Source organism: Candidatus Rhodobacter oscarellae (genome assembly GCF_001078595.1).
In the GTDB taxonomy this organism is placed as follows: Bacteria; Pseudomonadota; Alphaproteobacteria; order Rhodobacterales; family Rhodobacteraceae; genus Rhodobacter_B; species Rhodobacter_B oscarellae.
Genome location: NZ_LFTY01000002.1, coordinates 86,940 through 106,574 on the forward strand (window position 1 = coordinate 86,940; position 19,635 = coordinate 106,574).

Consider the following 19,635-nt stretch of genomic DNA (forward strand, 5'->3'; position numbering starts at 1 on the left):
AAAACCCGGGAACCGACGAAGGTTTCCGGGGTGCCTGCCAGGCGCAGTGAGGTTCACAGCGGAGTGATTGTGCTGTGGCGATGGGGAATATGCCAGTGTTGTTGGCCTCGCCTGTCGGCATGCCTGCTCACCGTGATGTGTCTGCGCCGGGCTCGTGCTTCCGTCCGTGGTCAGCGCAATGGCTGCCAACTTCATACCTTGTCCGGTTCGGCTCCCGAGTGTCGATCTTCAGGGCGCGCTCAACCCTGGAACGGGTCGGCAGATGGCAGCTTGCGTACATCATCGGGGACCGCGTCCCGGCTGGGACACTGGTGGGCCGGCACCGTCAGGTGCGGCCGAACGCTCCTTGTGCTGAAAACATTTCAATCATGGATGCGGGGCGCTCAGGCGTTCTGCCGGAGCGCCATCGCCTCGTCACGGGTGAAGCGGAACCCGGTTCCATCCACCCACATCCGGTGCAGCACCACGCCGATGCGACGGGCCAGCGCCACGGTGGCACGTCTCTTCCCACGACGCTCGGCAAGGCGCAGCGCCCAGGACTTGAGCCAGTTCGGGCCGCCATGATGCAGCATCACGTTGGCCGCCTGGTAGAGCGCCGCCCGGAGACCTGCGTCTCCGACCTTGGTGATCGCGCCCACAATGGACCGCTCGCCGGATTCATCCCGCCCCGGCGTCAGCCCGACCCAGGGGCCAACATCACGAGATCGTTTGAAGCGTGTGGGATCATCGATCGCGGCCTTCACCGTCAGCGCAACGACGGCACCCACACCGGGCATGGTCATCAGCAGGCGACAGATCGGATCGATCTTCGCCTGATCGCGCACCATCTTCTCGAACCCCGCAAGTTCCCTTCGCAGCTCTGCGCGGGCACGCAGGATCGGCTCAATAGCCGCTTTCAGCACAGTATTGCCCGCCGCCAGGTCCCTGACCCGCTGGTCATAGCGACCTTTCGAGACGGGTCCCATCTTCAGGCCAAAGTTGCGCAACACGCCCCGCACCGACAGTTCCAACTGGATCAGTACCTTCTGGATCGCCTTGCGCGCCGTCAGCAACACGCGTGTTTCCTGAGCAGGAACCGACTTGCAGTGCACGGCGCTGAACCAACCCATCTGCAGGAGATGCGCGATCCCCTGTGCATCCCGCCGATCCGTCTTGATCGGGCTTGCTTTCAGCGCCGCCTTCACTTGCCGCGTTTCCATCAGGATCGCGGGTAGCCCGGCCTCGGTCAGCCCCTTGTGAAGCCATTGGGACAGTGGACCCGCTTCCAGGCCAATCCCGGTAATCTCGCAGGGCAAGGCCTTGAGGAAGCTGACCAACACTTCCGGCTCGCTGGCGACGTCAGTTTCCTTCAGGATCTTGCCGCGATCACCGAGCACGCAAACAGCCGTGCTTGCCAGAGAGACGTCCAGTCCGATAAAGATATCCATGTCGTTGTCCTTTCTATTCTTTGGAATTGAGGCGCGCCATCTGGCAAGACCTCGTAGACACGCATCATGCGTATCAAAGGGCAACGACACCCTCTCTGCGACACCGCTTCAAGCGTAACGACCGAGATTCGCGCCGAGGCCCATTACGGTATCTTCTGGATATCGCGCCGTCACCGCTTGGCCGATTGGGTTTTCTGTATATCGAGCCAGAACGGATCACCGGATTCTACCTGATCGACGCGGCGCTTGCTGGCGATTGGGAGACCTTTGGCGGCGCGGCCAAGCAGCTGGTCCTGCCCGCCGCCACCATGGCGATCTTCACCTTGGCCCCCATTGCGCGCATGACACGCGCGGCGATGCTGCAGGCCCTGTCGTCCGACTTCATTCGCACCGCCCGCGCCGCCGGGCTGGCGCCGCGCAAGATCCTGGTTGGCTACGCGCTGCGCAATGCGTTGCTGCCGGTCGTGACCACCTTGGGCATGGTGTTCTCCTTTGCCCTGGGCGCGAATGTCCTTGTCGAGAAGGTCTTTGCCTGGCCGGGCATCGGATCCTACGCGGTCGACGCCCTGGTCGCGTCAGACTACGCCGCGGTGCAGGGCTTTGTCCTGGCGATGGCATTGCTCTTCGTCGCGTTGAACCTGATCATCGATCTGCTCTACGCCGTGATTGATCCGCGCATCGGGTTTGAAGCCGGATGAGCACCGCGGAACAGCAATCCTTCATCGGCCATGTGGGCTACGTCCTGCGTCAAAACCCGGTCACGATGATCGCGTTTGGCATGCTGGCCGCGCTTGTCTTTTGTGCGGTCTTCGGCCCGTCGCTTGTGCCCTACGATCCGCTCGCCTCAAGCGACAAGATCCTGCAACCGCCGAACGCGAGCCACTGGTTCGGCACGGACCATCTGGGCCGCGACGTCTTTAGCCGCGTCGTCGTCGCGACGCGGTTGGATATGGTGATCTCCATCGGGGCGGTGGCGCTATCCTTTGTCGCCGGTTCCATCCTTGGCTGCGTCGCCGGTTATTGGGGCGGGTGGTTCGATTCCATCATCAGCCGTGGTCTAGATATGATCATGGCGTTCCCGCTCTTCGTGCTGGCCATGGGGATCGTGGCAGCACTTGGTAACACCGTCGAGAACGTGATCTATGCGACGGCTGTTATCAACACGCCGTTCTACGCCCGGGTGGTGCGGGCAGAGGTCAACATCCGGCGCGAGGCCGGTTTCGTGCAAGCCGCCAAGCTGGCGGGCAATTCCGATCTGCGCGTCGTGGCGCTGCACATCTTTCCCAACGCGCTGCCGCCGATGATGGTGCAGGTCTCGTTGAACATGGGGTGGGCGGTGCTGAACGCCGCGGGGCTGAGCTTTATCGGGCTGGGCGTGCGCCCGCCGACGCCAGAATGGGGGATCATGGTGGCGGAAGGGGCCAATTACATCATCTCGGGCGAGTGGTGGCTGGCCGTGTTCCCCGGGCTCTGGCTGATGCTGGCGGTGTTCACCTTCAACCTACTGGGCGATGGGCTGCGCGACATGGTCGACCCGAGGCAGCGGCGCTGATGCTGGAGATCAGAGACCTCCGCGTGCAGTTTGAGACCCGCAACGGAACGGTCGATGCCGTGCGCGGCATTGATCTTGATCTGGCGCGCGGCGAGACGCTTGGGATCGTCGGGGAGAGCGGTTCGGGCAAGTCCGTCACAGCCTTCAGCATGCTGCGGATCCTGGACGCGGGCGGCGAGATCGCGTCAGGCCGCCTAAGCTATGGCGGCATTGACCTGGCGCAGGCCGATGACGCGGCGATGAACGACATACGCGGGCGCGAGATCTCGATGATCTTCCAGAACCCGCGCGCCGCCCTGAACCCAGTCCGCAAGGTCGGGCACCAGATCGAGGACGTCTTGCGCCAGCACGCGCAGGCCACGGCTCAGGATGCGCGCGACAAGGCGATCGCGGCGCTGCAAGAGGTCGAGATCAAGGACGCCGCGGCCCGGTATCACGCCTATCCGTTCGAGCTGTCCGGCGGCATGTGCCAACGGGTTGTGATCGCGCTGGCCCTGGCCTGCCGCCCGCAGCTTCTGATTGCCGATGAGCCCACCACGGGGCTGGACGTGACAACGCAGAAGACGGTGATGGACCTGATCCAAGCCCTCGCCCAGGACCGGCAAATGGGCGTGATCTTGATCACCCATGACCTTGGGCTTGCGGGCATGTATTGCGATCAGCTGGTGGTCATGAAGGACGGGGAGATCGTCGAAAAGGGCGCGCCGGGCGTTCTCACGAAATCTGCGGCACACGCCTACACCAAGCGCCTGTTGGCGGCGACACCCCACAAGGGGAAAATGCTGCACGAGCTGGTGGTTGACGGCACGGCCCAGCCTTTGCCTGCGCAGGGCGAGCTGCTGCTCTCGGTGCAAGATGTCACCAAGACCTATGAGGGCAAGTCCGGCGCGGTCCATGCCCTGCGCGGCGTCAGCTTTGATCTGCACAAGGGCGGCTGCCTGGGGCTGGTCGGGGAAAGCGGGTCCGGCAAATCAACGGTCTCGTCGATCATCGCGCGCTTGCAGGACGCCACCACGGGCGACGTGCAGTTCGCGGGGGCATCCTTGTTCGACGTCCCCGCCGCGAAATTTGCCAGCGATCCGCGCCGGTCCCAGATCCAGATGGTGTTTCAGGACGCCACCGACAGCCTGAACCCGCGCCACACCGCCGCGCAATGCATCGAAGAGCCGCTGCGCCATCTCGCAGGGATCGGACGCCGCGCCCGACGGGACAGGGTGCAAGAGATCGCAGGTCTCGTCGGCCTTCCAGACACGCTTCTCAGCCGCCTGCCACACCAGCTGTCCGGCGGCCAGAAGGCTCGCGTCGGGATCGCGCGCGCGCTGGCGGTCGAGCCGCAGCTGCTGATCCTGGATGAACCCACCGCGGCCTTGGACGTGTCGATCCAGGCGGTGGTGCTGAACCTTCTAGCGGAGCTCAGACACCGGCTGCGCCTGACCTATCTGTTCGTGAGCCACGACCTGGCCGTGGTGCAGATGCTCTGCGACAACGTGGTGGTCATGCGAAGCGGCAAAATGGAAGAGATCGGGCCAACCAGAGACGTCCTTGCATCGCCGCAAAGCGCCTATACGCAACAATTGCTGGATGCGATGCCCAGTCCTGCACACTAACGGCCTGGAGCGCTGACGATGCTTTCGGGGGTTGCCCCGTTGGCTGCGATGATGCGCCGCCGCGCCGCACCAAGGGCGGCCCCGCACTCTCCGGAGGTTGGCTGTTGCAGCTCGGCGCCGAGCCCGGTCGAGATCAGCTTGAGCCAGGAGCGCGGCGGGCATTTCCGAGGGGTTAATCCTGCGCGCGGCGGTTCCGGGGATGGGGCCGCGCATCGGTGGGTTAACGCCTTATTTTGTTGAGAAAACCCGCGTCGGCAAAGCGTCGGCAAAGTGTCGGCCTTGCGTATGGCACCTCGTATGGCAACTGGTGGGGTTAACAGAGCGCGCGGAGGGTTTGGGGTTTGTTGAGGGGCTGAGGGGGGATGCATGAGATCATGCAGCCTAGGTTTGCTGGAAGATGTTTGGATGCGGCTATTGAGGGCGGTGGGCAAATTGCCCACCCTACGCTTGCTGAAGAGGCGGTCTGAATGAGCCACCCTCTGAGGGCGCTCAGCGTTGTAATAGGCCATCCATTGGCCGATCCCCGCCTTGGCTTCTGAGCGGCAATGCGTGCCAGCCAATTCAGGCTGTCGACCACCGCCATGGCCCCAGCCGCGCGCAGGGTCGCGCCATGTGCCTCACGCTTGCCGCGCAGAGGGCTGCCGCCGACAAAGCCGACGGTGGCGGCGATGGCCCCTAGCGACGGGGGCTCGCTATCGACCAAACACCCGTGGAGGTCAAAGATCACAGATGTGAGGTTGGTTATGCTACCGGCTCCCCTTCCGAGGACGGCGCAGCTAGTGGGGTCAGATGCGCTGTTCGCTGGCCCGATCAAAAAGGTGAACATCGGCGGGGTTGATCACGAAGCCAAGCTTGGCGCCGGGGCGGGCCTTGATCCGGTCCTTGATCAGGGCGTCGATCAGGTCCTTGCCGGACTTTGCGAAGATCTGGGTTTCCGAGCCCGTGGGTTCGACCACGACGACTTCCATATCGACACCGCCGCCGCCGACGCCGATATGCTCGGGCCGGATCCCATAGGTCACCGCATGGCCCTCTGGCGCATCGGTTTCGGGCAGCGGCAAGCGCAGCCCGCCGTCAGAGACAAAGGCCTTGGCGCCGTTCTGCACTGCGATCTTGCCATGGATCAGATTCATCGCCGGCGAGCCGATGAAGCCCGCGACGAAGGTGTTGTTCGGCATGTCGTATAGGTCGAGCGGCGAGCCGATCTGTTCCACCCGGCCATCGCGCATCACCACGATCTTGTCGGCCATCGTCATGGCCTCGATCTGATCGTGGGTGACATAGACCACCGTGGTGCCCAGGCGTTGATGCAGTTCCTTGATCTCGATACGCATCGTCACGCGCAGCTTTGCGTCAAGGTTTGAGAGCGGTTCATCGAACAGGAACACCTGCGGGTCGCGCACGATCGCGCGGCCCATGGCGACCCGCTGGCGCTGGCCGCCCGAGAGTTCCTTTGGGTAGCGTTTGAGGTACTTCGTCAGGTCGAGGATCTCGGCCGCCTTGGTGACCTTTTCTGCGATATCGGCCTTGCTGCGCTTTGCCATCTTCAAGGGAAAGCTGATGTTGTCATAGACGGTTTTGTGGGGGTAGAGCGCGTAGCTTTGGAACACCATGGCGATGTCGCGCTCTTTCGGCAGGACGTCATTCACCACCTTGTCGCCGATGGAGATCTCGCCTGCGCTGATCTCTTCGAGGCCCGCCAACATCCGCAGCAAGGTGGACTTGCCGCAACCCGAAGGGCCCACCAGGACGACAAACTCGCCGTCTTCGATGTCGACGCTGACCCCGTGCATGACCTGCACCGATCCGTACCGCTTGATCACATTGTCAATTCTCACATTGGCCATAAGCCGGTGTCCTTTATTGCGGCAGTTCGATTTGCATCTTCACGTCTGCAACGGGCGCAGAGGCGGCGATGTCGAAGGCTTGAACCGAGTCCGAGAACTCGAAGGTGCGCGTGATCAGGGGTTTGACGTCGATCGCCCCCGAGCTGAGCATGCCCACACAGCGCGGGAACACATGGGCGTAGCGAAAGATGTTCTCGACCCGGGCCTCGCGGATCATCGCCGCGCCGGCGTCATACAGGATGGGGTCGGGCTGGCCGCCGATCATCACAACGCATCCCCCGGGGGCGAGCGGTTCGAACACGGTCTTGGCCGCATGGGGTGAGCCGGTGGCCTCGAACACCACATCCGCGCCCCAGCCGTCGGTCGCGGGTTTTACCACGTCCACCAGGTCCTGGGCCCCGACATTCACCGGCGTGATGGCCGGGCTGAGCGTGGCGGCGATCTGGAGCTTCTTCTCGGCCAGATCGGTCACGAAGACCCTGGCGCAGCCCGCCGCGAGGGCCGACAGGGCGGTGACCATCCCGATGGGCCCCGCGCCCAGCACGACGGCATTGTCGCCGGGTTTGATCTTGGCCTTGGTCGCGGCGTGAACGCCCACGGCCAGAGGTTCGACCATCGCCGCTTCGGCAAAGCTGACATTGTCGGGCAGCTTGAAGGTGAAGGCCTCGGGATGCACGCAGGTGGGCCGCAGAATGCCATGAACCGGCGGGGTCGCCCAGAACCGCACCGCCGGATCGACGTTGTACATCCCCAGCTGCGTGGCCTTGCTGTTGGGGTCGGGGAGGCCCGGCTCCATGCAGACGCGGTCGCCGACCCGAAGGCGCGCCACGTCGGCGCCGACCTCGATCACCGTGCCGGAGGCCTCATGCCCAAGGATCATTGGCGCGTTGACGACGAAGGGGCCGATCCGCCCATGCGTGTAGTAATGCACGTCCGACCCGCAGATCCCGACCGTGTGCATCTTGATGCGCACGTCGCGGCGGCCCAGCACCTCTTCCTCGCGGTCAATCGCGGGGAAGTCCCGCAGGCTGAGTTCGTCTTTTCGTTCAAGGACAAGCGATTGCATGGCTTAGCCTTTCTTGATGATAAAAAATGCCAACGCCGCGGATATGGCGTTCGAGATCCAGATCGAAAGACCCGCGGGCTCGACGAACCGGAACCAGAACAGCGACAGCGCGATCCAGATCACGACCGAGATAAACAGCCGGTCAAACCAGTTCGTCTCAATCGGAAGGAAGCCCGATTTCGGGCGCGGCAGGTCGGGGATGTCGTCCTCGAGCTGGGCGGCGACAAGCTTGGTGTCTTCGGGCTCACTCATCCGGTTATCCTTTCACCGCGCCAAAGGTCAGCCCGGCCACGATGTGCCTTTGCACCATCCCGAAGACGATAAGCGCCGGGATCAGCGTGAAGACCGAGATCGTCGCCATGATCCCCCATTCGGTGCCGGTGGTCGTCACGTATTCGGAGAGACCGGTTGTCAGGGTGCGGGCGTTAAAGTTGGTCAGCGTCGCGGCCAGGAGGTACTCGTTCCAGGCGAAGACCCAGGTCAGGATCAGCGTCACGGCAAGCCCCGGGCGGCAGAGCGGGAAGACCACCTCGGTGATCACCTTCCACGAGCTTGCGCCGTCGACATAGGCCGCCTCGTCCAGCTCTTTGGGAATGCCGTCGACCGTGGGCCTGAGCGTCCAGATCGCGAAAGGCAGATTGAAGGTGCAATAGACCAGGATCATGCCGATGCGCGTGTCCAGCAGCTTCCATTCGCCCAGCGTGTAGACCTGGGTCATCAGCAAGAACAATGGCAGCAGGAACACGGCCGGCGGCGCCATCCGGTTGGTGATGGTCCAGAAGAAGATCGATTCCTTGCCGCTCATGTTGAAGCGCGACAGCGCGTAGCAGGCAAAGAAGCCAAGCGTCGTGCAGAGCACCGCGTTGCCGGTCGATATGATGATGGAGTTCAGCATGTAGCTGCGCAACAGCCGGTCGCCCCAGACCTTGGCGTAGTTGCCCCAGAACGGGTCGCTGACCCAGATATCGGGCGTCGAGAAGAGCTGCACCGCCGGTTTCACCGAGATGACGAACAGCCAATAGATCGGGAACAGCGTCAGAAAACTGACAAGGGTCCAAAAGATGATGCCAATGATCGGGCTCTGCTTTCTCATCGCCTCAATCCCTCTTGTTCCGGGGCGCCAGCATCGTCACGTATAAAAGCCAGCACGTCACGATTGTCAGGTAGAGCACAATCACCGAGATCGTTGAGCCATAGCCGTAATTGGTCTTTGGGAAGACCTCCTTGAAGATGTGGACCCCCACAAAGCGGGTGGCCGAGCCCGGCCCGCCGCCGGTCAGCATCCACACCTCGTCCACGGTCCTGAGCGCGTCCATCAGGCGGATAAAGACGGTGGCCACGACGGCTGGCGCGATCATCGGCAAGGTGATGTGCCAGAAGATCTGGCGCTTGCCGGCGCCATCAATCTGGGCCTGCTCGAACGGGTCCGGCGGCAGCGACACAAGGGCCGCGATCAGGGTGAGCGTGACCAGCGGCGTCCAGTGCCAGATGTCCATGATGACGATGGTGGCGAACGCGGCGGGCACCGAGGTGCCGATATTCATCGTGATCCCGAACCATTCGTCAAGGTAATGCGGGATGATCCCGATCGACGGCGTGGTCATCAGCTTCCAGACCGAGCCCACGATGATGGGGGCCATGATCAATGGAAGTGTATGGATCGTCCGAAAGATCGCCTTGCCGGGAAAGTCCCGCATGAAGGCCTGGGCGAGAAAATAGCCAAGGATAAGCTCTGACACCACCGCGAAGAAGACAAACATCACCGTCACGCCCACCGAATTCAGGAACGCCTGGTCGAAGACGATCTGGCGGAAGTTATCCGCGCCGTTGAAGATCATCTCGGGATTGACGGCGAAGGGGTTCCAGGAGTGAAACGAAACATAGACCACATAAAAGAACGGCACGACGCCGAAGAGGAAAAGAATGGCCAGCGTCGGAGCCAGAAGGATCCAGCCAAGTCTTTTAGATTGCATGGTGCACCTCGCCCAATTGGTGGCGCCTACTACGACACTAACCTGGCCTTCTTTCAATCTGTTTTGGAAGCGACGGGGTGGGTCGCCGCCGAAACGGCGACCCGGTTTGCAACCTATTGGGGGTCAGTGCTTACTGACGATAGCCCAGCTCGGACAGCGTCGCCTCGGCGGCGGCGGCCATCTGGTCGAGCCCATCCTGCGGCGACAGATCACCCAGCAGGATTTGATAGAAGATCGGCGCCGTTGCTTCGCGCACCTGAGCGTGGAACGGATAGGCCGGGGCCCCCGCAAAGAGGTAGCCCTTGTCCTTGATCAGGTCGTAATAGCCGCCCAGCTCCTCGTTGAACGCCACAACCTTGGGATCGTCATAGGTCGCGGTGTTGGTCACGCGAGGTGCGGCAACCGCCCAATCCGGCTGGACCTCGTTCTGGCCGATATACTGCAGAAACAGCGCGGTGGCGGCCTTGTTCTTTGACGAATGCGGCATGCCAAAGGCGCCGCCGTCATAGTAGCCGATATAGCCGTCACCGGATTCAGCGGCTGCCATGACACCATCGGCCAGCGGCGGCAGGGCCACGCCCACCTTGCCGACAACCAAGGACTTGGTTTCATCGGCCGCGATCCAGCCCGCGTTCTCGCCATAGACGAGGCCCTGGGCCGCGCGCCCGGCACCAAAGGTCGTGCCGACTTCGGTCCAGGTGGAGGCCGGAGCCTCGGGCGGAGCGATGTCGCGCATCGACAGCCACCATTCCATCGCCGCGACGGCTTCTGGGCCATTCATCGTGCCGCCGTTGGCGGTAGAGGCCGAGAAGTTATTGCCGGCGTCGATGCCCCAGTTATAGACCCCAAAGGTCGGCGCCACGGATTCGAAATACTCGTACCAGGACGCCACGTGACCGGTATGCGCCTGGGCCGTTGTGCCCCAAAGCTTAAGGTCGTTTTCCTGGCCATAATCCGTGAAGAACTGCGCGATTTCAGCGTATTCCGCATGGGTCGTGGCGGGCACCAGATCCCGGCCGGCCTTTGCCTTAAAGGCGGCCTGAATGTCAGGATCCGCGAACAGGTCCTTGCGATAGAGATAGACCTTTAGGAAGGCCTCCATCGGCACGCCATAGAGGTTCCCGTCATCATCCTTGAAGTAGTCGGCGAAGGTCGTAAAGTTCGCCTCGTCATAGGTGGGGGCTTGCAGTTCGGGGTTGTCGGCCAAAAAGCCCGACAGATTGGTCAGGAAGTCGCGTGCAAGATAGGAATAGATGATGTCCTGCTCGATATAGACCATGTCATAGATGCCGGTGCCGGCCTCCATGTCCTTGATGCCCTTGTCGAACATCTGGTCCCAGGACGTCGTTTCGACATCGACGCGGATGCCTGTCAGAGCTTCGAATTCAGGGGCCAGAACTTCACGGATATAAAGCGATGGCGGGGACGATTCCGTCACACCTCGAATGGTTACGCCTTGGAAGGGCTCGGCGGCTTTCTTCCAGAACTCGGCATGGCCACCGGCGAATGCGATGACCGTCCCGGCTGCGAGCGCGAGCGCGGATGCGCCCATTAGACTAATAATTCTCACAGTATTCCTCCCGCTATTGTTGACCAAAAATGGGCGCGTTGTCGGGCGGTAATTGCGCGCGACTCGCGCCTTGGTGCGTCAAAGTGTGCATCTGCATCGGTTATCATGCAAGTGTTAATATTCATCTGTATGCGTTGCAAAGCAAATGTAATGCTGCCAGTCTTGCAAGCTAGACTGAACGCTAAGACTTGGCCGAACAGGAGGGCCCTCTTGGGAAGAGAACCTATCGAAGACAGCGACGCCTTTGTGACCGAGGTGTGCTGGCACTACTTTATCAGTGAGATGACCCAGGCCGAAGTTGCGGCGATGCTGAATGTCACGCGTTTGCGGGTCAATCAGGCCATTAAGAGGGCCAAGGCCAAGGGGTTCGTGAAGATCAGCATCGAATCCCCCTTCCTGCCGCGCATCGAAATGCAGGAGGCCTTGAAGGACCAGCTGGGTCTGAAACGCGCGCTGGTCAGCCCAGCCAACCCAACCGCGTATGACTATCACAAATCGGTCGGGGCCGGCCTTGCCGCGCTGCTTAAGGAGCGATTGGCGACGGGCGATTGGACCACCTTTGGCGTGTCCTGGGGGCTGACGCTTGAGGCGGCCATAAGGAAGCTGTCGAGGCAGTCTTTTTCCGGTGTCGAAGTGGTTTCGATCCTGGGCGGGACGGCCCGCGGGTCGACCTTCAATTCATTTGGGATCGCCTCGGGGCTCGCGAATGTTCTGGGGGCGCATTACTCGGTCCTGACCGCGCCGATCTATTTGACCGAGGGGATCGATCGCGAGGTGTTTCTGTCGCAATACGCGCTGAAGGACCATTTTGAGAAGTTCAACAGCCTTGATGCGGTCCTGCTGACCTGTTCGAACGTCTCCGAGAAGTCGTTTCTGATCCAGCACGGCCTGCCCAAAGGGCTGACGACAAAATCGCTGATCGAGGCGGGCGCGATTGGCGATGTGCTGGGGCATTTCCTGGACCGGGACGGGAATTCGGTCTCGGCCGAGGTCGAAGAGCGCACTATGGGGATGACGCTGGAACGGGTGCTCGATGTGCCCGAAAAGATCATGGCCGCGGCAGGGCCGCATAAGACCGAGATTATCAAGGCCGCCTGCCGACGCGGGCTGGTCGACACATTGGTGACCGATGATGTGACGGCACGGCTTCTGATCGCGGATAGCCCCGCCAAACAAGCCGCGGCGGAATAGCCCGGATGCGTGGCGCCCCGCACTCCGCCATCGCAAGGGCCGCATAGCCATGCCGCTTGCACCCGAAGCATTGGGGCCCACCATCGCAATTGGCGAAATCCTCGCCGAGATCATGGCGACCTCCCGCGGAGAAGGCTTTAACGAGCCGGTTCCGATGGTCGGGCCATACCCAAGCGGCGCTCCCGCGATTTTCATTGACCAATGCGGGCGCATGGGCGGGGCCGCGGCGATGATAGGCGCGGTTGGTGACGATGATTTTGGCCATTCGGTGCTGCGCCGGCTGCGCCGCGACGGGGTCGATGTTTCAGCCGTTCATGTGGACGCCGAGCTTCCAACGGGCACCGCCTTTGTGCGCTACCGCGACGATGGCGCCCGCGATTTCGTTTTCAACATGTGGACCTCGGCGGCTGGGCAACTGGCCTGGCGCGACCCGGTCGAGCGGGTCGTGTCTGCTGCGGGACATCTTCATGTGATGGGCACGCTTTTGCCCAACGCCACGCTTTGGCCGATGATCGCCCGCGCGGCTGCGGCCGTCAAAGCCCGAGGCGGCACGGTGTCCTTTGATCCCAACCTGCGCCCCGAGCTGCGCGCCGATCAGGATGCTGCCGAAAGATACGCCCAGATGGTCGCGATGACGGATGTGCTCTTGCCGTCGGACCAAGAGCTTTTGGGCGCGGCGGGGCTGGGCCCCAGCGCCGATGAAGCGCAGGCGCTGGAGCAGCTCTTTGCAAGCGGGGTAAAGGAGATCGTCGTCAAGCGCGGCGCGAAGGGGGCGGAGTGCCATTCTGCGGAAGGGGCCCAAGCGCATGCCCCGGCCTTCGCGGTGGAGGAGGTCGATCCGACGGGCGCCGGTGATTGCTTTGGCGGGGCCTACGTGACCGCGCGCCGATTGGGGCTGTCGGTGGAACAAGCGCTGACCTACGGAAATGCGGCGGGCGCGCGGAACGTCACCCGGCGCGGCCCCATGGAAGGGGCGGGCAGTCGGGCCGAATTGGACGCGTTCATCGCCAATACGGAGCGCTTGGCATGAGCGCGGATAAGCTGACCAGGCTCGCCGCGTTGCGCGTCGCTGGCACGCCGCGCGGGATCACGTCGGTCTTTGCGGCCACTGGCGTGACAGACGTCCTGGGCCGCGTCGTCGGTCTTGTCGCCCAGCCCGGGGTCGCGTTCGGCAACCACAACGTCGTTCCATTCGCGCCCGGCAGGGCGCAGGGCCTGGCGCGCGTGCCAGAGCATCACCCGAACCTCGTCTTTGAGGCGCATCCGCGACAGCCTGACGACCTACGCCACAGCTTGCCAATAAGGAGATGACGCATGACGCTTTCGCAATTCCGGCTCGACGGCAAAATCGCCCTGATCACCGGCGGTAATCGCGGCATTGGCCTGGCGACCGCCCAGCTTTTTGCCGAGGCGGGCGCGCGGTGCATGTTGTCGGCAAGGTCCGAGACCGAGCAATCCCGCGCGATGACCGAAGCGGGCGCCCACGCGTTCCATGCCGCCGATATCACCGACCCTGCCGCGCCGGATGCTCTGGTGGCCGCCACGCTGGCGACGTTCGGCAAGCTCGACATCCTGGTCAACAATGCCGGTGTGGCAGACGGCGGCGACTTTCATGACTTTGATGACGCGCGCCTGGCCCGCATCATGGATACCAACCTGATCGCGCCGTTCCGGGTGGCGCGGGCCGCGATGCGCCCGATGCTGGAGCAGGGCGCGGGCAGCATCGTCAATATCGGTTCCATCTCGGGCCATGTGGCCAACAAACCGCAGCTGCAGGTCGCCTATAACGCGTCGAAGGCGGCGGTCCACCAGATGACGACGGTGATGGCCTTTGAATATGCCAGCCGGGGCATCCGGGTGAACGCGCTGGCACCGGGTTACATCCGCACGCGCATGGCGATTGACGGGATGGAAGACCCCGAGATCAGCAAGGTCTGGGCCGACAATACGCCCATGGGCCGCTTTGGCACGCCCGAAGAGATGGCCCATTGCGCGCTGTTCTTGGCCTCGGAGGCCGCATCCTTTGTCACCGGCACGACCCTGGTCGCGGATGGCGGCTACATCACGCACTGAAGTCAAGCGGGGGGATCGATATGGCGGACAGGCTCAACGGAAAGATCGCGGCGGTCACCGGGGCCGCGTCTGGTATCGGCTTGGCGGCCACAGAGGCGCTCATCGCGGAGGGCGCGACAGTCGTGATGGTGGATTGGGACGAAGCCGCCCTGGCGGAGAGCGCCGCGCGCCTCGGCGGCGCGGCGATCGCACAGGTCACGAACCTTCTGGACCCAGACAGCTGCAAGGCCATGCTGCCGGAGATCCTCGGCAAGGTCGGCCACCTGGATATCCTCTATTGCAACGCGGGCACCTATATCGGCGGCGATCTGGATGAGACCGATCCGGACACCATCGACCGGATGCTGAACCTCAACGTCAACGCCGTGATGAAGAACGTTCATGCCGTGATCCCGCATATGAAAGAGCGCGGAGTGGGCGATATCTGGGTGACCTGTTCGGTCGCGGGGCATACCGCGGTGCCTTGGGAGCCGGTCTATTCCGGCTCGAAATGGGCGATGACCTGTTTTGTTCAAACCATGCGCCGGCAGTTGCGGGAGTATGGCATCCGGGTCGGGCAGCTCTCGCCGGGGCCGGTTGTCTCTGCCCTGTTGGCCGATTGGCCCGCCGAAAATCTGCGCAAGGCAAAGGAAAGCGGGTCGCTGATCGAGCCATCCGAAGTGGCGGATGCGCTGGTGTTTGCCCTGACCCGTGGGCGCAACGTTACCATTCGCGACATGGTCGTCTTGCCGACTGGCTTTGACATCTAGCCCGCCATCACTTCCAAGAGAAAAAAGCCCCCGGGCAGGTGAGCCGCTCGGCATGTGTTGGATGGGTCCCGGCGTAGATGAAGCTATCCGATGCTCCTGCGGATCGGGTTTGGTGTTTCGTTTCGGTGCCGGCAGATCACAGCGTGTGGTTTGCCGCCAGGGGTGGAACGCGGGCCATAACAGGTATTGACAGGTTGCTGGCATTGTAACATTTTGCTTCGTGTGAAAAATAATTCAGCGAGCATCTCAAGGACCATGCGACCGGCTGTGCAAAGCATTGACGAGGACGGTTTGGCGATCCGTGCCGCGTGGCTGCATTATGCGGGTGGGTTGACCCAGGCCGAGGTCGCCAAGAGGCTTCGCATCCCCTCGGTCAAGGCGCACCGGCTGATATCGCGCGCCAACCAGGCCGGGGCGGTCAAGGTCACCATTGACGGTGAAATTGCCGAATGCGTGGCTCTTGAGAGCCAGCTGACGGAGCTCTACGATCTGTCCTACTGCGAGGTGGTGCCGGATCTGCTGGAGGAGGGGCTTCCTCTGCGCGCGCTCGGCACTGCAGGTGCGGGCTACTTGCGGCGCGAGCTGGAGCGCGGGCAGAGCGACCTTGTTGGTTTCGGGCACGGGCGAACCCTGGCGGCCGTTGTCGGTCAGCTGCCGCGCATGAGCGCGGGGGACACCAAATTCGTCTCGCTCTTGGGCGGGTTGAACCGGAACTACGCCGCCAACCCGCATGATGTCATGCATCGCCTTGCGGACAAGACCGGCGCCGAGGCCTATTTCATGCCGGTGCCCTTCTTCGCCAACAGCCAGGGCGACCGCGAGGTGCTTTTGGCGCAGCGCGGCGTGCGCGATGTGCTCGAGATGGCGGCGAGTTCGTCGGTCAAGCTGGTCGGCATCGGCACGGTGGAACCTGACGCCTATCTTGTCTCGAGCGGGATGATCGAGCTTGCCGAGATTGAAGACATCAAGGCCAAGGGCGGCGTTGGCGAGTTGCTGGGGCATTTTTTCGATGACACCGGCGCAATAATCGAAACGCCGCTGACGGATCGCACGATGTCGGTTGGGCTTGCTGGGCTCAAGGACACGCAGCTCGTCGCGGTCGCGGGGGGAGAGGAGAAGACCCGCGCGATTCGATCAGCATTAATGAGTAAATTTTTAAGCGGTATTATCACCGATGAGCGCACCGCAATTGCGCTGATCAACCAAAACTAATCCGATAACGGATCTTTTAAGGGAGGAACCCAAATGTATGACAAGGAAAAGAAGTTAATCGACGCCTATATGGCGGGATCTATGAGCCGGCGCTCGCTGATCCGCGGGTTGGGCTCGCTGGGCGTGACCGCGGCCACCGCGGGCGTGCTGGTGAACGCCGCCGCGACACGGGCCCTGGCGCAAAACGGCTTTGACTGGAAGAAGCATTCCGGCACCACAGTGAAGCTCCTGCTGAACAAGCACCCCTATGCCGACGCACTGATTGCGAACCTTGACAACTTCAAGGAACTGACAGGCATGGACGTCGAATACGACGTGTTCCCAGAGGACGTTTACTTTGACAAGGTGACGGCGGCTCTGTCGTCGGGTTCCACCGAGTATGACGCGTTCATGACCGGCGCCTATATGACCTGGACCTATGGTCCGGCAGGCTGGGTCGACGACCTGAACGAATACATTATGGACGACTCCAAGACGAACCCGGACTATAACTGGGAGGACGTGCTGGAGGGTGTGCGTAAGTCCTGTGCCTGGAACGGCCGTCCGGGTGGCGCGCTTGGGTCCGACGACGCCAAGCAGTGGTGCATCCCACTGGCATACGAGCAGAACAACCTGACCTACAACAAGCGGGTGTTCGATAGTGCCGGGCTTTCGGTCCCTGGCAACATCGACGAGCTTGTCGAGACGGCCGCGGCGGCAAAGGCGGCCATGGACGGTGGCTATGGCATCGGCGTGCGCGGCTCGCGCTCCTGGGCGACAATCCACCCGGGCTTCTTGTCGGGCTATGCCAACTTTGGCCAGAAGGACCTCAACGTCTCTGACGATGGCAAGCTCAGCGCGGCGATGAACACCGATGTGTCCAAGGATTACCACGCCAAGTGGGTTAAGATGATCCAGGACAGCGGCGCGCCGGACTGGTCGACCCACACCTGGTACCAGGTTGGCACGGATGTGGGCGCAGGCAAATCGGCGATGATGTTTGACGCCGACATCCTTGGTTACTTCATGAACGGCGGCACCGCCGAGGCTGGCAACCTGGCCTTCGCACCCTTCGCCGCCAACCCGGATGCCGCGGCCCCCACGCCGAACATCTGGATCTGGGCGATGTCGATGGCCTCGGCTTCGACAAAGAAAGACGCCACATGGTACTTCATGCAGTGGGTCACCGGCCCAGAGCATGACCTGTTCGGCGCCCGCGAGATGGATCTTGTGAACCCGGCGCGCTCCAGCGTCTGGGCTGACGAGATGTTCCGCGACAAGCTGTCGAAGTCGTATCCTGGCTATGTCGAGATGCACGACCTGTCAGCACCGGGCGCCTCGATCAAGTTCACCGCGCAGCCACTGTTCTTCGATCTGACCACCGAGTGGGCGGCCTCGATGCAGAAGATGGTCGCGGGGGAGGTGCCGGTCGACGAGGGGCTGGACCAGCTGGCGGCCTCTGTGGACTCCCAACTCAAGGACGCCGGGCTGGGCTAGCCAAAACGGCGGGGCGCGCGCGCAGGTCGCGGGCGCCCCAACCAGGCAGACAAACATCGAATTTAGTGTACGATCCGGTGAGCAACACCGGGCGAATGGGAGGGATTTCGAATGGCCGACATCGCCGGACCGCCACGGCGGCGGGGCTTGCGCATCAGCCGGGGCTGGCTGCCCTATGTGCTGAGCCTGCCCGCGCTTTTGGCTTGCATCGGTATCCTGATCCCGTTCTTCACGGCGGTCGCCTACTCGCTGCAGCGCTACCGCCTAAGCCAGCCCTGGGCGCATAAGTGGAACTGGGGCGAGAACTACCTCAACTTCATGTCCGACCCCTCGTTCTGGAACACGCTGCGGGTCTCGATGACCTACGCGTTCCTGACGGTGGGGCTTGAACTGCTGCTTGGCCTGGGCATCGCCTTGCTGCTGCAAAAGCGCACCCGGTTCAACAACTTCGTCTCGATCATGCTGCTGATGCCGCTGATGACGGCGCCGGCGCTGGCGTCTTTGATGTGGAAGCTGATGACCAATCCGGGCTTTGGCATCCTCAGTTACTTCGCGGCGCTGATCGGGCTTGAGGATTTTCGCTGGGCCTCGTCGCCGCAGACCGCGATGCTGACCGTGGTGCTGGTCGATATGTGGGTCTACACGCCGTTCATCATGATCCTTCTGCTGGCGGGGCTCAGGTCGCTGCCGCAGCAGCCCTTCGAGGCCGCCGCGCTGGACGGGGTGCCGCGCCTCTTCGTCTTCTGGCGCATCACCCTACCGATGCTGACGCCCTTCCTGCTGACCGCGGTGCTGTTCCGCGTGATCGAGAGCATCCAGCAGTTCGACATCATCTATGCGATGACCCAGGGCGGGCCGGGCGATAAGCTGACGGTGTTCCAGGTCGAGGCCTATCTGAACTTCTTCCAATCGACCAATGTCGGGCGCTCGGCGGCGCTGCTGATGATCCTATGGGTGATCACCTACATTCTGTCGACGATCTTCATCAAACAATGGCTCAAGCTGCGCGAACGCCAGCGGGGGGAGACGTAAATGGACACCCAATCCACCCTTGAGAAGGTCCTGCGGGGCATCGCCATCACGGCCGTGATCCTGTTCTTCATGTTCCCGATCTTCTGGATCTTCCTGATGAGCTTCCAGACCAATGAGACGATCCTGCGGGTGCCGCCCTCCATCGTGTTCGAGCCGACGCTGACGAACTACAAGGCGCTGATCACCGGGCGGCTGGAGAGCACCGCGGGCGCGCTGGAGATCGAGTTCATGTCGAACCTCTTCAACTCGGCCTACCTGTCGACCATGGCGGTGATCGTGGGGCTGATCCTGGGCGTGCCTGCGGCCTACGCGTTCGGGCGGCTCAAGTTCCGCGGGTCCGAGGACATCGCGTTCACCCTGCTCAGCTTCCGCTTCGCGCCGCCGCTTCTGGTGCTGCTGCCGCTGACGATCTACTTCCAGCAGATCGGGCTGGCGAACACCTATTTCGGGCTCATATGGGTCTATCAGCTGATCGTCTTGCCGCTGATCCTATGGATCGTGCGCGGCTATTTCGAGGACATCCCCGCGGATATCGAATACGCCTACCGGATCGCGGGGCACGGGTTCTGGGCGACCTTCCGCAAGATCGCATTGCCGCTGGCGATGCCGGGGATCGCGGCGGCGGGCCTGCTGGCGTTCATCTTCGCCTGGAACAACTTTATCTTCGCGCTGGTCCTGGCCTCGGCGGACAAGCAGCCGGTGACGGTGGGGGCGCTGGCCTTCGTGACGGCCTCGGGCATTCAGTATGGGCAGATCGCCGCCGGGATCGTGCTATCGATCCTGCCCACGCTGGCGCTGGCGCTTTATGCGCAGCGGTATCTGGTCGAGGGGCTCTCCCTCGGCGCGGTGAAGGGGTAGCA

At 62.6% G+C, this 19,635-nt stretch carries 19 protein-coding genes; 12 read left to right on the plus strand and 7 right to left on the minus strand.

All coding sequences use genetic code 11. The annotated features are described in order from the left end of the window. Positions 1-383: 383 nt before the first annotated feature. Positions 384-1,427 (minus strand): IS110 family transposase, encoded by a 1,044-nt coding sequence (locus AIOL_RS05475; protein WP_049641827.1) that lies wholly within the window; start codon positions 1,425-1,427, stop codon positions 384-386. A gap of 185 nt (positions 1,428-1,612) precedes the next feature. Here AIOL_RS05475 and AIOL_RS05480 point away from each other — a divergent pair, with 185 nt between their 5' ends. Genes AIOL_RS05480 through AIOL_RS05490 form a run of 3 tightly spaced genes read left to right on the plus strand, consistent with a single transcriptional unit; the run spans position 1,613 to position 4,586 of the window. After that, positions 1,613-2,125, plus strand: a complete 513-nt coding sequence (locus tag AIOL_RS05480) for an ABC transporter permease (protein WP_235438902.1) — start codon at positions 1,613-1,615, stop codon at positions 2,123-2,125. Beyond that, the gene (locus AIOL_RS05485) at positions 2,122-2,979 is read left to right on the plus strand and encodes an ABC transporter permease (RefSeq protein WP_049642061.1); all 858 of its coding nucleotides are present in this window, start codon (positions 2,122-2,124) and stop codon (positions 2,977-2,979) included. Before AIOL_RS05480 ends, AIOL_RS05485 begins: the two co-directional genes overlap by 4 nt. Next, positions 2,979-4,586, plus strand: a complete 1,608-nt coding sequence (locus tag AIOL_RS05490) for a dipeptide ABC transporter ATP-binding protein (protein ID WP_049642062.1) — start codon at positions 2,979-2,981, stop codon at positions 4,584-4,586. Before AIOL_RS05485 ends, AIOL_RS05490 begins: the two co-directional genes overlap by 1 nt. A gap of 785 nt (positions 4,587-5,371) precedes the next feature. Here AIOL_RS05490 and AIOL_RS05495 read toward each other — a convergent pair. The 6 genes from AIOL_RS05495 to AIOL_RS05520 form a co-directional block, all read right to left on the minus strand. Continuing rightward, positions 5,372-6,433 (minus strand): ABC transporter ATP-binding protein, encoded by a 1,062-nt coding sequence (locus AIOL_RS05495; RefSeq protein ID WP_049642063.1) that lies wholly within the window; start codon positions 6,431-6,433, stop codon positions 5,372-5,374. Positions 6,434-6,446: 13 nt separating this feature from the next. Continuing rightward, positions 6,447-7,499 carry an NAD(P)-dependent alcohol dehydrogenase gene (locus AIOL_RS05500; RefSeq protein ID WP_049642064.1) on the minus strand — a complete coding sequence of 351 codons (1,053 nt, stop codon included), beginning with the start codon at positions 7,497-7,499 and terminating at the stop codon, positions 6,447-6,449. Positions 7,500-7,502: 3 nt separating this feature from the next. Beyond that, complete coding sequence (locus AIOL_RS05505; protein ID WP_082152443.1) at positions 7,503-7,751, minus strand: DUF2160 family membrane protein; 249 nt, start codon at positions 7,749-7,751, stop codon at positions 7,503-7,505. A gap of 4 nt (positions 7,752-7,755) precedes the next feature. Next, entirely contained in the window at positions 7,756-8,592 is an 837-nt protein-coding gene (locus tag AIOL_RS05510) for a carbohydrate ABC transporter permease (RefSeq protein ID WP_049642065.1), read from the minus strand. 4 nt (positions 8,593-8,596) lie between these two features. Continuing rightward, complete coding sequence (locus tag AIOL_RS05515; RefSeq protein ID WP_049642066.1) at positions 8,597-9,472, minus strand: carbohydrate ABC transporter permease; 876 nt, start codon at positions 9,470-9,472, stop codon at positions 8,597-8,599. A 130-nt stretch (positions 9,473-9,602) separates the two neighbouring features. Beyond that, entirely contained in the window at positions 9,603-11,042 is a 1,440-nt protein-coding gene (locus AIOL_RS05520; protein WP_235438904.1) for an extracellular solute-binding protein, read from the minus strand. 210 nt (positions 11,043-11,252) lie between these two features. On the opposite strand from AIOL_RS05520, the gene AIOL_RS05525 reads away from it, so the two are divergent. From AIOL_RS05525 to AIOL_RS05565, 9 genes are all read left to right on the plus strand, one after another. Next, on the plus strand, positions 11,253-12,233 hold the full coding sequence (locus tag AIOL_RS05525; RefSeq protein WP_049642068.1) for a sugar-binding transcriptional regulator: 981 nt from the start codon (positions 11,253-11,255) through the stop codon (positions 12,231-12,233). A 49-nt stretch (positions 12,234-12,282) separates the two neighbouring features. Further along, positions 12,283-13,263, plus strand: coding sequence for a tagatose kinase (locus AIOL_RS05530; protein ID WP_200898737.1), 981 nt, complete (start codon positions 12,283-12,285; stop codon positions 13,261-13,263). After that, positions 13,260-13,544: a class II D-tagatose-bisphosphate aldolase non-catalytic subunit gene (locus AIOL_RS05535; protein ID WP_049642070.1), complete on the plus strand. Its 285-nt coding sequence runs from the start codon at positions 13,260-13,262 to the stop codon at positions 13,542-13,544. Before AIOL_RS05530 ends, AIOL_RS05535 begins: the two co-directional genes overlap by 4 nt. 3 nt (positions 13,545-13,547) lie before the next feature. Beyond that, complete coding sequence (locus AIOL_RS05540) at positions 13,548-14,306, plus strand: SDR family NAD(P)-dependent oxidoreductase (protein WP_049642071.1); 759 nt, start codon at positions 13,548-13,550, stop codon at positions 14,304-14,306. Positions 14,307-14,326: 20 nt separating this feature from the next. Then, complete coding sequence (locus tag AIOL_RS05545) at positions 14,327-15,055, plus strand: SDR family oxidoreductase (protein WP_049642072.1); 729 nt, start codon at positions 14,327-14,329, stop codon at positions 15,053-15,055. 267 nt (positions 15,056-15,322) lie between these two features. Then, positions 15,323-16,267 carry a sugar-binding transcriptional regulator gene (locus tag AIOL_RS05550; protein ID WP_235438906.1) on the plus strand — a complete coding sequence of 315 codons (945 nt, stop codon included), beginning with the start codon at positions 15,323-15,325 and terminating at the stop codon, positions 16,265-16,267. Positions 16,268-16,300: 33 nt separating this feature from the next. Then, a complete protein-coding gene (locus AIOL_RS05555; RefSeq protein ID WP_049642074.1) occupies positions 16,301-17,743 on the plus strand; it encodes an extracellular solute-binding protein in 1,443 nt (480 codons plus the stop codon). 111 nt (positions 17,744-17,854) lie between these two features. After that, positions 17,855-18,775: a carbohydrate ABC transporter permease gene (locus AIOL_RS05560; protein WP_049642075.1), complete on the plus strand. Its 921-nt coding sequence runs from the start codon at positions 17,855-17,857 to the stop codon at positions 18,773-18,775. Continuing rightward, entirely contained in the window at positions 18,776-19,633 is an 858-nt protein-coding gene (locus AIOL_RS05565) for a carbohydrate ABC transporter permease (RefSeq protein ID WP_049642076.1), read from the plus strand. Positions 19,634-19,635: the final 2 nt, after the last annotated feature.